The 14,436-nt window shown below is 67.7% G+C and carries 14 protein-coding genes; 3 read left to right on the top strand and 11 right to left on the bottom strand.

The window, feature by feature from the left end; translation table 11 throughout:
• Positions 1-32 precede the first annotated feature (32 nt).
• Both AC2D80_RS04120 and AC2D80_RS04125 read right to left on the bottom strand, forming a co-directional pair.
• The gene (locus AC2D80_RS04120; RefSeq protein WP_484631705.1) at positions 33-1,016 is read right to left on the bottom strand and encodes a transglutaminase-like domain-containing protein; all 984 of its coding nucleotides are present in this window, start codon (positions 1,014-1,016) and stop codon (positions 33-35) included.
• On the bottom strand, positions 1,013-1,426 hold the full coding sequence (locus tag AC2D80_RS04125; protein WP_484631706.1) for a PRC-barrel domain-containing protein: 414 nt from the start codon (positions 1,424-1,426) through the stop codon (positions 1,013-1,015). The genes AC2D80_RS04120 and AC2D80_RS04125 overlap by 4 nt, the downstream gene beginning before the upstream one ends.
• A 160-nt stretch (positions 1,427-1,586) precedes the next feature.
• Between AC2D80_RS04125 and AC2D80_RS04130 the strand changes: the two genes are divergently transcribed.
• Entirely contained in the window at positions 1,587-2,012 is a 426-nt protein-coding gene (locus AC2D80_RS04130; protein ID WP_484631707.1) for an OsmC family protein, read from the top strand.
• A 4-nt stretch (positions 2,013-2,016) separates the two neighbouring features.
• Here AC2D80_RS04130 and crcB read toward each other — a convergent pair whose 3' ends face one another.
• From crcB to AC2D80_RS04155, 5 genes are all read right to left on the bottom strand, one after another.
• Positions 2,017-2,382, bottom strand: coding sequence for a fluoride efflux transporter CrcB (gene crcB / locus AC2D80_RS04135; RefSeq protein ID WP_484631708.1), 366 nt, complete (start codon positions 2,380-2,382; stop codon positions 2,017-2,019).
• A gap of 2 nt (positions 2,383-2,384) precedes the next feature.
• Positions 2,385-3,356, bottom strand: coding sequence for a recombination-associated protein RdgC (locus tag AC2D80_RS04140; RefSeq protein WP_484631709.1), 972 nt, complete (start codon positions 3,354-3,356; stop codon positions 2,385-2,387).
• A gap of 68 nt (positions 3,357-3,424) precedes the next feature.
• Positions 3,425-4,720 carry a TRAP transporter large permease gene (locus AC2D80_RS04145; protein ID WP_484631710.1) on the bottom strand — a complete coding sequence of 432 codons (1,296 nt, stop codon included), beginning with the start codon at positions 4,718-4,720 and terminating at the stop codon, positions 3,425-3,427.
• Positions 4,713-5,216, bottom strand: a complete 504-nt coding sequence (locus AC2D80_RS04150) for a TRAP transporter small permease (RefSeq protein ID WP_484631711.1) — start codon at positions 5,214-5,216, stop codon at positions 4,713-4,715. Before AC2D80_RS04150 ends, AC2D80_RS04145 begins: the two co-directional genes overlap by 8 nt.
• A 100-nt stretch (positions 5,217-5,316) precedes the next feature.
• The gene (locus AC2D80_RS04155; RefSeq protein ID WP_484631712.1) at positions 5,317-6,291 is read right to left on the bottom strand and encodes a TRAP transporter substrate-binding protein; all 975 of its coding nucleotides are present in this window, start codon (positions 6,289-6,291) and stop codon (positions 5,317-5,319) included.
• A gap of 158 nt (positions 6,292-6,449) precedes the next feature.
• On the opposite strand from AC2D80_RS04155, the gene AC2D80_RS04160 reads away from it, so the two are divergent.
• Together AC2D80_RS04160 and AC2D80_RS04165 are read left to right on the top strand one after the other, a co-directional pair.
• Entirely contained in the window at positions 6,450-7,004 is a 555-nt protein-coding gene (locus AC2D80_RS04160) for a winged helix DNA-binding protein (RefSeq protein ID WP_484631713.1), read from the top strand.
• A 5-nt stretch (positions 7,005-7,009) separates the two neighbouring features.
• Complete coding sequence (locus AC2D80_RS04165; RefSeq protein ID WP_484631714.1) at positions 7,010-10,600, top strand: hydantoinase B/oxoprolinase family protein; 3,591 nt, start codon at positions 7,010-7,012, stop codon at positions 10,598-10,600.
• 103 nt (positions 10,601-10,703) lie between these two features.
• On the opposite strand, the gene lapB is transcribed toward AC2D80_RS04165, so the two are convergent.
• From lapB to rpsA, 4 genes are all read right to left on the bottom strand, one after another.
• Positions 10,704-11,849, bottom strand: coding sequence for a lipopolysaccharide assembly protein LapB (gene lapB / locus AC2D80_RS04170; RefSeq protein WP_484631715.1), 1,146 nt, complete (start codon positions 11,847-11,849; stop codon positions 10,704-10,706).
• On the bottom strand, positions 11,839-12,165 hold the full coding sequence (locus tag AC2D80_RS04175) for a lipopolysaccharide assembly protein LapA domain-containing protein (RefSeq protein ID WP_484631716.1): 327 nt from the start codon (positions 12,163-12,165) through the stop codon (positions 11,839-11,841). The genes lapB and AC2D80_RS04175 overlap by 11 nt, the downstream gene beginning before the upstream one ends.
• Positions 12,166-12,206: 41 nt before the next feature.
• Complete coding sequence (locus AC2D80_RS04180) at positions 12,207-12,533, bottom strand: integration host factor subunit beta (protein WP_484631717.1); 327 nt, start codon at positions 12,531-12,533, stop codon at positions 12,207-12,209.
• A 75-nt stretch (positions 12,534-12,608) separates the two neighbouring features.
• The gene (gene rpsA / locus AC2D80_RS04185) at positions 12,609-14,294 is read right to left on the bottom strand and encodes a 30S ribosomal protein S1 (RefSeq protein ID WP_484631718.1); all 1,686 of its coding nucleotides are present in this window, start codon (positions 14,292-14,294) and stop codon (positions 12,609-12,611) included.
• Between the last annotated feature and the right edge of the window lie 142 nt (positions 14,295-14,436).

A 14,436-nucleotide genomic window follows, 5' to 3' on the forward strand; every position in this document is an offset into this window, starting at 1 on the left:
CCGTGGGTCCAGCCGGGCCGCCCCGTGGTTTCTCAGGACGAAATCGGGCCGTCGGTGGACAGAATCGTCTCCAGCGGCATGGCTGCTGCGGTGGCGCCCCCGACGATGGCGATACCGCTGACTTCGGGGCGTTTCGGAATCACCGGCCCGAACATCGTGGCGAAAGCGACATCGGCCGCGTCGCGTCCGGTGCCCAGGCGCACCAGGCCGTCGGGGATGGACGTGCCCGAGGGGTCGAAGATGCACCAGTGCCGTCCGAGGAAAATCTCCACGTAGGCGTGAAAGTCGGGCGGTCCGAGCGCGGGATCGGCGCCGTAGTCCGTGCCGGTGGTGAAGCGCGCGGGCATGTTCAGCGCCCGACACAGGGCAATCATCAGGTGCGCAAAATCGCGGCACACGCCTTCGCGGCTGATCAGCGTGTCCACCGCCGACGTTGAACCGACCGAGCTGCGCGAGCGGAAGCTGATGTGGTTCTGCACCCATCGGGCAATGGTCTGCACACGGCCAGCGCCGGCTGGCAGGCGTCCGAACTCACGTTGTGCGAATCGCGCGAGCCGGTCCGACTCGCAGTAGCGGCTCGGGCGCATGTAGGGCAACACGACGGAGGGCAGCTCGCCCACCGGTCGTTCGGGCAGGTCCTTGGCGTCAAGGTGCAGGTGGGTCAGCGCCACCACGGCGCCGTACTGCACCACCAACGGACCCTCGGTGGCGTGCAAGCGCAGATAACGGTTGCCGCTGTGCGGCTCGGTTTCCAGGTGCCAGGCCACGGGCTGGTTGATCTGCAGCATCTCCGCGCTGACCCGTTGACAGGCGGTGTGCGCCGCATGAATGTTGAACACGAAATCTGCCCCGGGCGCCGACACCTCATAGCGCAGTTGCAGGTGCAGCTGCATCACGGTGGAGGGCGTGTCGGCACCGGTTGTCTGGCCCCGCTCGCCCGGTGCAGCGGCCGAGGGCGTCGGCCGCGCCGTGGTGCGCGGGTGTCGCGCGGCCCCGCGTGTTCCGGTGGTGCTCACGATGACGCGCCGAGCGGCGTGTATTGCCGGTAGAAGTCGCGCACCTGCTTCACCCACGCCGGATCGGTCATGTCGGGCCAGTGGTCCTTTTCGAAGGTGTGGCCGGTGAGACGGTCTTTTTCCACATCCAGAATGAAGCATTTGCGCGCCGCGTCGATCTTCAGCGCCGACCAGGGCACCGCAAACAGCTTTTCTCCCATGCCCATGAAGCCCCCGACCGACATCACCGCAAAAAGCACCCGGCCGGAGTGCATGTCGAGCACGATGTCCTTCAGCTCGGTGAGTGCTTCGCCGCGTCGGTTGAGCACGGGGTTGCCCTGCAGTGTGTGGGCTCCCATCAGTTGTGGCCCGTCGCTGCCTGAGGTGTGTGAGGCGTACATCCCGTGGGTGTCGCGTTCCTGATAGTTCATGGGGAAGCCCTCTGGTGATCGGCGAAGAGCCGCCCGGCGGAGACGCCTGTGGCCGTGCTGATCTCGCAGCGTGGGGCATTCGCGCCGCCGCATCGGTGCGGTGGCGCACAGAGCGGCCGTCCGCAGGCGTTACGCTCGATGCTTTGCATCGGAGCAGACCATGAGTCAGTCCCTCAGCCTCACCGTCACCCGCCAGCAGGGATACCAGTTCCTGGTCGATTTTGGCGACGGACTCGGCCCGGTGACGGGCGATCTGCCTGAGCCGCTCGGCCAGGGCGCCGGACCGTCTCCGGAGCATCTGCTGGGCGCCGCTGTCGCCAATTGCCTGTGCTCCAGCCTGCTGTTTTCACTCGCGAAGTTCAAGCAGGACCCCGGCCTCGTGACGGCCCGCGCCACGCTGACCCAAGGCCGCAATGCCGAAGGGCGCGTGCGCGTCACGCAGATCGCGGTCGACATCCACCTGGAAAAACCAGGCGCCGGCATGGAGCACCTTGATCGCGTGCTGGCCCAGTTCGAGGCCTTCTGCACGGTGACGGAAAGTGTGCGCAGTGGCGTGTCAGTGTCGGTGGCCGTGACCACCGGCTGACGCTTCAGGCCAGGGTCTTGAGACCCAGCCAGGTCAGCAGCAGCGACCCGGCGAGGTGCAGCGTGGCCACGCCTGTGGCCAGCGCGAGGCGCCCTTGCTGCAGCAAGGTGACAACCTCGATGGAGAACGTCGAAAAGGTGGTGAGGGCGCCCAGCAGACCGGTCACGATGGCGAGCTTCCACGCCGGGTCGAGTTGCGGCTGGGCCTGAAAGAAAGCCATGCACAGGCCGATGGCGTAGGCGCCGATCCAGTTGGCCGCCAGCGTGCCCCAGGGCAGCAGGGCGCCCGGCGTGTTGAGCCACAGACCCAGACGCCAGCGCAGCAGCGCGCCGGCGCAGGCGCCCAGACACAGGGCCAGGACAGACGCCATGGTCAGAACGGCGGGCCGTCGTCGTCAGTGGCCAGGCCCGTGGCAGACGCTGCGGCGGCAAGCGGGGCCTGTCCCGGCAGCAGTTCGCCGCCCAGCGCGGCGATGAGCGCGTCCAGCACCTGCCGCAGTTCCCCGGTGCCGATGGCCACGTTGCTGTCGAAGGTCTCCTCGTCGCCGCCGGTGCGTTCTTCAAACACACCCTCCAGAAACGCGATCTTCTTCAGCGCCATGCTCTCGGTCAGCACGAAGCCGACCCGGCCCTCCCAGCTCATGGCCAGCCGCGTCGGCAACTTGCCCTCGGCGACGTGGCGGCGCACCTCGTCGTTGAACAGGTGGTGGCGCGTGAAGCGCACGACCGAGCGTTCCTCGTCGCTGGAGCGCAGTTCGCACTCGCGCTCCACCGCCAGGCCCTCAGGCCAGTCGGCCGGGTCGGTGGCACTGAGCCACTGCGTCATGGCGCTCTGCGGCGTGACCTGGGTGTTGAACAGCGAGACCGCCAGGCCGTCGAAGGCGCGCACGAGCGCGGTGATCACTTCGTCGTTCTTGCCGCTGCTGCTGGCGTCGGTGGCCAGCCAGCCGCGTTCGGGGTCGATCCAGACCCACACCGACTGTTGCCGTGCGAAGGCCTGCGGAAGCAGGGCCTGGCGGGCGTCCTCCCGCAGCGCCTTGGTTTCCTTCTTGCCGGGCTTGCGGCCGGTCGTGGCTTCGATGTGGTCGGCCGCTTCCTGCGCCTTGCGGCGCACCACGGCCCCGGGCACGGCCTTGGTCTCGATCTGCAGCCTGAGGATGCGTTGTCCCGCGACCGCCTCCACCAGCGGGCCGTGGGCCTCGCCGCGCGGCTCCACCCAGCCCACCGCCTTGTCCTGCGTGGCGCTGCAGGGCGCGAAGCGGTGGTCGTCCAGCGCGCGCTCCATGGCATCGGGCGTGGGCGACCAGCCGGGGGCGAGGCGGTAGAGCGTGAGGTTCTTGAACACGAAAGAGGCACTCCAGAAAACACAGACCCCGCGCGAGGCGGGGTCGTGATCTTAGCCGGCGGGCGGACTCACATCCTCGATGGCAGCCAGGTCACCAGACCCGGGAACCAGTAGAGCAGCAGGATCGCCAGCACCATCAGGAAGAAGTAGGGCAGGCAGGCCTTGGCGATCCAGTCGATATCGCGCTTGGTCATGCCTTGCAGCACGAACAGGTTGAAGCCCACCGGCGGCGTGATCTGCGCCATCTCCACCACGATCACGATGAAGATGCCGAACCAGATCAGGTCGATGCCCGCGGCCGTGACGGTGGGAAGGATCACGCCCATGGTCAGCACGATCATCGAGATGCCGTCCAGGAAGCAGCCGAGCAGGATGTAGAACAGCGCCAGTGCGATCAGCAGCATCCCCGGGGTGAGACCGAGGCCGCCCACCCATTCGGCGAGGTGCCGCGGCAGACCGATGTAGCCCATGGCCAGCGTGAGGAAGGCCGCGCCGGCGAGGATCAGCGCGATCATGCAGTACAGCCGCGTGGCGCCCAGCAGCGAGTCGCGAAAGCTCTGCCACGACAGCGAACCCTGCGAGGCCGACAGGATCAGCGCCCCCACCACACCCACGCCCGCTGCTTCGGTGGCGGTGGCGATGCCGGTGTAGATGGTGCCGATCACGCCGCCGATCAGCAGCACCACCGGAATCAGGTGACGGCTCTCGCGCAGTTTGTCCACGAAGCCCAGGCGCTCGTCGCTGCGCGGCACGGCCGTCGGGTTGAGCAGCGCCCAGACCACGATGGCGCCGCTGAACAGCGCGGCCAGCAGCAGGCCAGGGATCACGCCGGCCACGAACAGCTTGGCAATCGACACCTCGGCGGCCACGCCGTAGACGATCATGATGATCGAGGGCGGAATCAGCAGGCCCAGCGTGCTGGCGCCCCCCAGCGAGCCGACGATCTTTTCCGGCGGGTAGCCGCGGCGCGTCAGCTCCGGGATGGTCATCTTGCCGATGGTGGCGCAGGTGGCGGCCGAGGAGCCCGATACCGCGGCAAAGATCGTGCTGCCCACGATGTTGGTGTGCAGCAGGCGGCCGGGCAGGGCGTTCACCCAGGGCGCGAGGCCCCGGAACATGCTCTCCGACAGCTTGGTGCGGAACAGGATCTCGCCCATCCAGATGAACAGCGGCAGCGCGGTCAGCGTCCAGCTGCTGGCCGAGCCCCAGATGGTCAGGGCCATGGCGTCGCCGGCCGGGCGGCTGGAGAACAGCTCCATGCCGATCCAGGCCACGCCGGTCAGCGTGAGGCCGATCCACACCCCGCTGCCCAGCAGCAGGAACAGCGAGACAACCAGCAAGCCAGTGATCAGGAGGTCATTCATGGCGGGTGTCTCCGCTGTGTTGCTGGCGCTGCCCGCGCCATTCCAGCACGGTCTCGTCGATCAGGGCGATCAGCAGGATGGTGGCGCCCACGCCCATCAGCAGCTGCGGAATCCACAGCGGGGTCGCGTCGGTGCCGGTGGAGATGTCGTGGAACAGGCGCGACTGGTACACCAGGCGCCAGCTGTAGAAGCAGAGCAGGCCCGCCAGCAGCGTGCCCACCGCCAGCGACCAGAGCTCCAGCGCGCGCCGCGCGCTGCCGGTGAGGCGTCCGATGATCAGCGTCACGCGGATGTGTTCGCCGTGCTTGAGCGTGTGGGACAGGGCGAGGAAGCCGGCGCCGGCCATGGCGTAGCCGGCGTACGAATCGGTGCCGGGCACGTACACGCCCGCCAGGCGACTGACGATGGACACGAGGACCATCACCAGCACACCGATCATGAACAGCGCGGCCAGCCAGCCAGCGCCGAGGTAAAGGGCGTCAAGGGTTTTGCGCATGGAAGCGTCCGGTGGAGCGCCCGTCGCGACGCCCGGCCCCGGCGGTACCGGCGGGCGTCCGGTACCGCCGGTTGACCGGACGGGGCTCAGGCGGTGGGGCTTACTTCTTGTAGGCGTCCATCAGTTGCTGACCTTCGGCGCCGGCCTGCGAGAGCCACTCCTGCAGCATCGTGGCGCCGACCTTTTGCATGTCAGAGCGCAGCGCGGCGCTGCCCGGCTCGACGCTCATGCCGTTGGCCCGCAGCGTGGCCAGCGAATCCGTGTTCACCTTCTGCGAGGCAGCCCAGCCGCGGGTCTCGGCCTCGGCGGCGGCCTTCAGCAGCGCGTCCTGGCTGGCCTTGTCCAGCGCGTCGAAGGCGCGTTTGTTGACGATGACCGCGTTCTTCGGCAGCCAGGCCTGCACGTCGTAATAGAACTTCAGGTGCTCGAACAGCTTGCTGTCCACGCCGGTGGCGCCGGAGGTCATGTTGGTCTCGACCACGCCGGTCGCCAGCGCCTGCGAGAGCTCGGCGGCCTGCACCGTCACCGGCTGTGCTCCCACGAGCTGGGCGATGCGCGAGGTCGCCGGGCTGTAGGCGCGCCATTTGCTGCCCTTGAGATCGGCGGCGCTGGCCAGCGGCTTCTTGCTGTAGATGCCCTGCGGCGGCCAGGCCACCGAGTACAGCAGCATCAGGCCCTGCTCGGCGAGCTTCTTTTGCAGGATCGGCTTTTGCGCGGCATAGAGCTTGCGGGACTCGTCGTAGCTGGTGGCCAGGAAGGGGATGCCGTCGGCGCCGAACATGGGCCATTCGTTCTGGTACGCGGCCAGCAGGATTTCACCGATCTGGGCCTGCCCACCCTGCACCGCCCGCTTGATCTCGGGCGCCTTGAACAGCGCGGCGTTGGCGTGCACCGTGATCTTCAGCTTGCCGCCGGTGGCTTTCTCGACGTCGCTGGCGAAGGTGGCGAGGTTGACGGTGTGGAAGTTGGTCGCCGGGTAGGCGGACGGCAGGTCCCAGGTGGTCTGGGCGGCGGCAGGCAAGGAGGCTGCCAGGGCACCGGCGGCCAGGGTGAGACTGAACAGGCGTCGTTTCATGGGGAGAGCTCCTGTGGTTGGGGCGGAAGGGGTGAGCGGACTCTAATGATGTGGCGATAAAGTGTGATCGGGGTTTTCCCTTAACGTCAACAAAATGTTGGCAAATTGTCAGAACAGACCCTACACTGCGCCCCATTCCAGACCACGAGGAGCCCACCATGGTGCGCGGCAAAGCCCCTCCCACCCCCGTCACGCCGTCGACCGGCCCGGTCGATGCGCCCATCGTCTCGTCGGCACACCTGGTGTCGCCCCACAGCGCCGAGATGAGCGAGTTCGAGTTCGGCCTGATCGTGGCCGGCAACGCCTTTCACCGCTGGATCGTTCACTGCATGAGCGCCGCGGGCCTGAAGGACCTCACCGCGCTCGACGTCCTGGTGCTGCACCACGTGACGCACCGCGCGCGGGACAAGCGGCTGGCCGATATCGCCTTCATCATGAACGTCGAGGACACGCACCTCATCAACTACTCGCTCAAGAAGCTGCAGGGGCTGGGCGTGGTGGTGTCCAGCAAAAACGGCAAGGAAGTCACCTACGGCCCCACCGAGGCCGGCAAAGCCTTCGTCACCCGGTACCGGGAGATCCGCGAGGGCTGCCTGATCAATGCGCTGAAGGCGGACGACGCGCTCAACCACGACATCGGCGAACTCGCGCGGCTGCTGCGTGTGCTCTCCGGCATCTATGACCAAGCTGCGCGCAGCGCCGCATCGCTCTGACCACCATGAATCACTCTCCCGACAACCGCTGGCAGTTCTGGATCGACCGCGGCGGCACCTTCACCGACATCGTGGCCAAGCGGCCCGATGGCACCCTGACCACCCACAAGCTGCTGTCCGAAAACCCGGAGCAATACCGCGACGCCGCGGTCGCCGGCATTCGCCATCTGCTCGGCCTGAAGGCCGGTGAGCCGGTGACGCCGGTGCAGGTGGCCTGCGTGAAGATGGGCACCACGGTGGCGACCAATGCGCTGCTGGAGCGCAAAGGGGAGCCCACGCTGCTGGTCACCACCCGCGGCTTTCGCGACGCGCTGCGCATCGCCTACCAGAACCGCCCGCGGCTGTTTGACCGCCGCATCCAGCTGCCTGAGTTGCTCTACAGCCGCGTGATCGAGGCGCAGGAGCGGCTGGAGGCCGACGGCAGCGTCGTCCAGCCGCTTGATGAGGCCCATCTGCGCGAGCGGCTGTGGGCGGCTTTCGACGCGGGCCTACGCAGCGTGGCCATCGTGTTCATGCATGGCTACCGTTTCACCGCCCACGAGGCCGCCGCCGCCCGGCTGGCGCGGGAGATCGGCTTCACCCAGGTCAGCACCTCGCACGAAACCAGTCCGATGATGAAGTTCGTCAGCCGTGGCGACACCACGGTGGTCGATGCCTACCTCTCGCCGATCCTGCGTCGCTATGTGGAGCAGGTCGCCAGCGAGATGCCGGGCGTGCCGCTGTTCTTCATGCAGAGCAGCGGCGGCTTGACCGACGCGCACCGGTTCCAGGGCAAGGACGCCATCCTGTCCGGCCCGGCGGGCGGCATCGTGGGCATGGCGCGGACGGCGACGCTCGCCGGTCACGACAAGGTGATCGGCTTCGACATGGGCGGCACCTCGACCGACGTGTCGCACTACGCGGGCGCGTTCGAGCGCGAGTTTGAGACGCAGGTGGCCGGCGTGCGCATGCGGGCGCCGATGATGAGCATCCACACCGTGGCCGCGGGTGGCGGCTCCATCCTGAGCTTTGACGGCTCCCGTTTTCGCGTCGGCCCCGAAAGCGCCGGCGCCAACCCCGGACCCGCGAGTTACCGCCGTGGCGGCCCGCTGGCGGTGACCGATGCCAATGTGATGCTGGGCAAGATCCAGCCGGCCCACTTTCCGCGCGTGTTCGGACCTCTTGCCAATGAGCCCCTGAGCGCGGCCGTGGTGCGTGAGCGCTTCGCCGAGCTGGCGCAGCAGACCGGGCGCACCGCCGAAGACGTCGCCGAGGGATTCATCCGTATCGCGGTGCAACAGATGGCGAACGCCATCAAGAAAATCTCCGTGGCCCGCGGTTACGACGTCACGCGCTACACCCTCCAGTGCTTTGGTGGCGCCGGTGGGCAGCACGCGTGCCTGGTGGCCGACGAGCTGGGCATGACGCGGGTGTTTGTGCACCCGCTGGCCGGTGTGCTCAGCGCCTACGGCATGGGCCTGGCTGATCAGAACGTCATTCGCGAGCGGGCCATCGAGCAGGCCCTGGGCCCATCGTCGATGGCGGCGCTCGGGGCCGCGCTTGATGCGCTGGCCCTGCAGGCGGGCGATGAGTTGCGTCGTCAGCGCGTGAGCGATGGTGAAGTGACGGTGCATCGCCGGGTGCATGTGCGGTACGAGGGCAGCGACGCGGCGCTCGTCGTGCCTTTCGGCCCGCCCGACGCGGTCGAGGCGGCTTTTGAAGCCGCGTACCGGCAGCGCTTTGCGTTCCTGATGCCGGGCAAACGCTTGATCGTGGAGGCGGTGTCGGTGGAGGCCGTGGTGCCAGGTGATGCACCGGCCGAACCGCGCCACAGCCTGCATGAGCCTCGCGAGGTGCCACGGCGCGACACGGTGCAGATGTACGCCGAAGGGCGCTGGCTGGATGCCGCGCTGGTGGTCCGCGAGGATCTCCGGCCGGGCGATGTGGTGCCGGGCCCGGCCATCATCGCGGAGAAGAATGCCACCACGGTGGTGGAGCCCGGCTGGGAGGCGCAGCTCACCGCGCTCGACCACATCGTGCTCGAGCGTCGCGTGCCCCGCACCGTGCGCCACGCGGCGGGCACCACCGTGGACCCGGTGCTGCTGGAGGTGTTCAACAACCTGTTCATGAACATCGCCGAGCAGATGGGGTTGCAGCTGCAGAACACCGCTTACTCGGTCAACATCAAGGAGCGTCTCGATTTCTCCTGCGCCTTGTTCGACGCAGAGGGCAACCTGATCGCCAACGCACCGCACATGCCGGTCCACCTCGGTTCGATGGGCGAGAGCATCAAGACGGTGATCCGCGAGAACGAGGGGCGCATGCAGCCCGGTGATGTGTACGTGCTCAACGACCCGTACCACGGCGGCACGCACCTGCCCGATGTCACCGTGATCACGCCGGTGTATGTCGGCGACGGCGCCCAGCCGACGTTCTATGTCGGTTCACGCGGCCACCACGCCGACATCGGCGGCACCACGCCGGGCTCGATGCCGCCGTTCTCCACACGCATCGAGGAAGAGGGCGTGCAGATCAACAACGTGAAGCTGGTCGAGGGCGGTCGGCTGCGTGAGGCCGAGATGGTTGCGCTTCTGCAGAGCGGCGAATACCCCAGCCGCAACCCGCAGCAAAACATGGCCGACCTGAAGGCCCAGATCGCCGCCAACGAGAAGGGCGTGCAGGAACTGCGCCGCATGGTCGATCAGTTCGGGCTGGACGTGGTGCAGGCCTACATGCGCCACGTGCAGGACAACGCCGAAGAGTCGGTGCGGCGCGTGATCACGCGCTTGAAGGACGGTGAATTCACCCTGCCGCTGGACAACGGCGCCCAGATCCGTGTGGCGGTGCGGGTGAACGCGGCGCAGCGTGGGGCGACGATCGATTTCACGGGCACAAGCCCGCAGCAGACCAACAACTTCAACGCGCCGCGCGCGGTCTGCATGGCGGCGGTGTTGTACGTGTTCCGCACGCTGGTGGACGACGACATCCCGCTCAACGCCGGCTGTCTGAAGCCACTGGAGGTGATCATTCCGCCGGGGTGCATGCTCAACCCCAACCCGCCGGCCTCGGTGGTGGCGGGCAACGTGGAAACGTCGACCTGCATCACCAACGCGCTGTACGGCGCGCTGGGCGTGATGGCGGGCAGCCAGCCGACGATGAACAACTTCACCTTCGGCGACGCCACCCACCAGTACTACGAAACCATCTCCGGCGGCAGCGGCGCCGGCGAAGGATTCGATGGCACGGCGGTGGTGCAGACCCACATGACCAACTCGCGCCTGACGGACCCGGAGATCCTGGAGTTCCGTTTTCCGGTGCGCCTGGAGAGTTACGAGATTCGTCGAGGCTCCGGGGGCGCAGGCCGTTGGCGCGGTGGCGATGGTGGGGTGCGCCGCGTCCGTTTCCTGAAGCCCATGACGGCCAGCATCCTGTCCAACGGGCGCGTGCATCCGGCTTTCGGCATGGCGGGCGGTCAGGCCGGCGCTCCGGGCGTCAACCGGGTGGTCCGCTCGGACGGTCGCGAAGAGACCTTGGCACACATCGGCCAAACCGAGATGGCGCCCGGTGACATTTTTGAGATCCACACGCCGGGCGGTGGCGGTTACGGCAATCCTTGACGCCTGCCCCGCCGATGGGCCCACGGGCCCGCGGTGTCCGGTCTACCGGACACCGCGTGGCCTTTCCTTCGGGGCCCGGGGGACCCGTCCCACGGCGAATAGATCAGATCTCTTCGACGCGCCGCGCGGGGTAGCTGTCCCAGGCCTGGCACCCGGGACATTGCCAGAAGTGCTGACGTGCTTCGAAGCCGCACGCGGCGCAGCGGTAGCGGCGCAGCGGGCCGCAGGCCTGATCCAGCGCGCGCCGGACCGCCGGCGCTGCGTCGCCGGACAAGGAGGGCTCGCCCGCCAGCCACTGGGCGGCGATCACCAGCGACGGTTCGCTCTGCAGGTGCGCCATCAGCGTGTCCCGGGCCGCAGCGGGGTCCGGCGCCAGCCGTGCCAGGGCCTCAGTGACGTCGAGCGAGGGCGCGCGGGCCTGGGCGGCTTGCAGCACTTGCCGGGCCTCGTTTGAACGTCCGGTTTTGCTGGCGAGGTCTGCCAGGTGGGCGGCGGCCAGCGGAAGCGCCTGCGGCGCGTGCCGAGCCAGCGCCAGCAGATCATCGAGGGCGCCCGTGGCGTCGTCGCGCTGCGCGCGCAGCGCCGCCCGAGCCACCCAGGGACGTGGCAGGCTGGGGGCGCGGTGCACGGCCTCGTCCAGCAGCGCCCTGGTGCGATCGCCTTGGCCATCCCGCAGGGCAGCATCGGCCTGTTCGCACAGGTAGTGCGCCAGGCGGGCGGTGAAACTGCCGGGCTGCGCCTGATCCAGTTTCTCCGCCACCGCCTGCGCCTGAGGCCAGTCGCGTGAACGCTCGTAAATGCCCAGCAAGGCCAGCCGGGCTTCGGCTTCGAAGGCGGTGCCTTCCAGGCGATGCAGGGCGGCCTCGGCCCGGTCGAGAAGACCCGCCTTCAGAAAGTCCAGCGCGAGTGCGTGTTGTGCGCGGTCGCGTTCCTGCCGGCTGAGGTCGGCCCGCGCCATCAGGTGCTCGTGCACACGAACAGCCCGGTCGTAGTCGCCACGCCGGCGGAAGAGGTTGCCCAGCGCGAAGTGCAGTTCGGCCGTGTCCGGGTCGCCCTGCACCGCTTCGATGAATGCATCGATGGCCTGGTCTTGCTGTTCGTTGAGCAGGTGGTTGAGGCCGCGGAAGTAGGCCTTGGGGGCCTGGCGGCTCTCCATCCGCCATTGCCGCAGGTCCACGCGGGACGCGGCCCAGCCGGCCGCGAAGGCCAGCGGGAGGCCCCAGAGGAGCCAGGTCAGGTCAAGATCCATGGCGGGGCGGGACGCGGTCGGGGGGGAGCATCGAGCTGTCGCCGCTGAGCATGCTGGACGGCGGTTGCAGCGTCGATTCGCCCGCCACCGACGGCCGCACCGCACGCGCGCGACGGGCCTTGAGCCACAAGGGCAGCATCACGATCACGCCGAGGCACACGCCGACCAACACCGACAGCAGCACCACCAGCACCAGCGGCGCCTGCCAGCGCGCGCCAAAGAAAAAGTGCAGCGTGATCGGGTCTTGGTTGTTCAGCGCGAAGGCGAACAGCACAAAAAAAAGGGCTGCGTTGAGCAGCCACATGAGGTATCGCAACGGGCCCTCCGTGGTCGAAGGGCATTGTAGCGAGGGGGCGGTCAGCGCCGGGGCGATTCGCCGTCGGGCTCCGCCAGAAGCTGGGCCGTGCGGGCGTCCACCTGCTCGCGCAGGGCCTTGCCCGGCTTGAAATGCGGCACCCGCTTCTCCGGGATCATGACGCTCTCGCCGGATCGCGGGTTGCGTCCCACGCGCGGCGAGCGGCGATTGACGGAAAAGCTGCCGAACCCGCGGATTTCGATCCGGTGGCCCTTGACCAGCGCGTCCCCCATCGCGTCGAGAATCGCCTTGACGGCGTACTCCGCGTCGCGGTGGGTGAGCTGGCTGAAGCGGGCCGCCAGGGCTTCGACGAGATCGCTGCGGGTCATGGGCGAGCTGGGGGGGGTGTCACACGCCCCCGCAAGCGCCTGCGAAAGCCGGCGCCTGCTGGGGGAGGGCGGTCATCAACGGCCGTTGTTGCTGTTGTCGAGCTTGGCGCGCAGCAGGGCACCCAGGCTGGTGGTGCCGGCGTTGCCCGAGTTCTGGCTCAGGCTGGCCATGGCTTCCTGCTGGTCGGCCGCGTCCTTCGCCTTGATCGACAGCTGGATGTTGCGGGTCTTGCGATCCACGTTGACCACGACGGTGGTGACTTCGTCGCCTTCTTTCAGCACGTTGCGGGCGTCTTCCACGCGGTCGCGGCTGATCTCGGAGGCGCGCAGGTAGCCCAGCACGTCATTGCCCAGATCGATTTCGGCGCCCTTGGCATCCACGGTCTTGACCTTGCCGGTCACCACGGAGCCCTTGTCGTTCACCGACACAAAGGTCGTGAACGGGTCGCCGTCGAGCTGCTTGATGCCCAGGCTGATGCGCTCGCGTTCGACGTCGATCGCCAGCACCACGGCCTCGACTTCCTGGCCCTTCTTGTAGTTGCGCACGGCGGTTTCGCCGGGCTCGTTCCAGGACAGGTCGGACAGGTGCACCAGGCCATCGATGCCAGCGGCCAGGCCGACGAACACGCCGAAGTCGGTGATCGACTTGATCGGGCCCTTCACGCGGTCGCCACGCTTGGTGCCTTCAGCAAACTCGTGCCAGGGATTGGCCTTGCACTGCTTCATGCCCAGCGAAATGCGGCGCTTGTCCTCGTCGATGTCGAGGACCATGACCTCGACTTCGTCCCCCAGCGAGACCAGCTTGCTCGGGGCCACGTTCTTGTTGGTCCAGTCCATTTCGGAGACGTGCACCAGACCTTCGATGCCCGGCTCCAACTCCACGAATGCGCCGTAGTCGGCGATGTTCGTGACCTTGCCGAACATGCGGGTGCCCTGCGGGTAGCGGCGGCTCACGCCCAGCCACGGGTCGTCGCCCATCTGCTTGAGGCCCAGCGACACGCGGTGCTTTTCGGTGTCGAACTTGAGGATCTTGGCGGTGATTTCCTGACCGGCGGTGACCACCTCGCTGGGGTGGCGCACGCGGCGCCAGGCCATGTCGGTGATGTGCAGCAGGCCGTCGATGCCACCCAGGTCGACGAAGGCGCCGTACTCGGTGATGTTCTTGACCACGCCGTGGACGATGGCGCCTTCTTTGAGCGTGTCCATCAGCTTGGCGCGCTCTTCGCCCATGGAGGCTTCCACCACGGCGCGGCGGCTCAGCACCACGTTGTTGCGCTTGCGGTCAAGCTTGATGACCTTGAATTCGAGGGTCTTGTTCTCGTACGGGGTGAGGTCCTTGGTCGGACGGCTGTCGACCAGCGAGCCCGGCAGGAAGGCGCTGATGCCGTTGACCATGACCTTCAGGCCGCCCTTGACCTTCGCGCCGGTGGTGCCGGTCACGAATTCCCCGGACTCGAGCGCCTTTTCCAGCGCCATCCACGACGCCAGGCGCTTGGCCTTGTCGCGCGACAGCAGGGTGTCGCCGAAGCCGTTTTCCACCGAGTCGATTGCGACGGACACAAAGTCGCCGACCTGCACTTCGAGCTCGCCCTGGTCGTTCTTGAATTCGGACAGCGGCACGTAGGCTTCCGATTTCAGACCGGCGTTGACCACCACGTGGTTGTGTTCGATGCGAACGACCTCGGCGGTGATGACTTCACCCGAGCGCATTTCAGCGCGCTTGAGGGATTCTTCGAACAGGGCGGCAAAAGATTCAGACATGGGGTTTCCTGATACCGCCAGGCGTCGGCGCGGCTGTGCCCAAATCATTGGGCGCGGCAGGGACGGTCGGGCGGTGTTGCGAATGCGGTGCGAAACACCGCGGGGTTGGTTGGTAGAACCCTCGGACCTGCGGGCGGGGATG

The sequence above is a fragment of the Hydrogenophaga sp. T66 genome (assembly GCF_057219855.1).

Bases quoted from the DNA above. Each gene is read 5' to 3' on its own strand.
- AC2D80_RS04125 (WP_484631706.1), bottom strand. From the start codon at position 1,426: ATGAACTATCAGGAACGCGACACCCACGGGATGTACGCCTCACACACC.
- AC2D80_RS04130 (WP_484631707.1), top strand. From the start codon at position 1,587: ATGAGTCAGTCCCTCAGCCTCACCGTCACCCGCCAGCAGGGATACCAG.
- crcB (WP_484631708.1), bottom strand. From the start codon at position 2,382: ATGGCGTCTGTCCTGGCCCTGTGTCTGGGCGCCTGCGCCGGCGCGCTG.
- AC2D80_RS04145 (WP_484631710.1), bottom strand. From the start codon at position 4,720: ATGAATGACCTCCTGATCACTGGCTTGCTGGTTGTCTCGCTGTTCCTG.
- AC2D80_RS04150 (WP_484631711.1), bottom strand. From the start codon at position 5,216: ATGCGCAAAACCCTTGACGCCCTTTACCTCGGCGCTGGCTGGCTGGCC.
- AC2D80_RS04155 (WP_484631712.1), bottom strand. From the start codon at position 6,291: ATGAAACGACGCCTGTTCAGTCTCACCCTGGCCGCCGGTGCCCTGGCA.
- AC2D80_RS04160 (WP_484631713.1), top strand. From the start codon at position 6,450: ATGGTGCGCGGCAAAGCCCCTCCCACCCCCGTCACGCCGTCGACCGGC.
- AC2D80_RS04165 (WP_484631714.1), top strand. From the start codon at position 7,010: ATGAATCACTCTCCCGACAACCGCTGGCAGTTCTGGATCGACCGCGGC.
- lapB (WP_484631715.1), bottom strand. From the start codon at position 11,849: ATGGATCTTGACCTGACCTGGCTCCTCTGGGGCCTCCCGCTGGCCTTC.
- AC2D80_RS04180 (WP_484631717.1), bottom strand. From the start codon at position 12,533: ATGACCCGCAGCGATCTCGTCGAAGCCCTGGCGGCCCGCTTCAGCCAG.
- rpsA (WP_484631718.1), bottom strand. From the start codon at position 14,294: ATGTCTGAATCTTTTGCCGCCCTGTTCGAAGAATCCCTCAAGCGCGCT.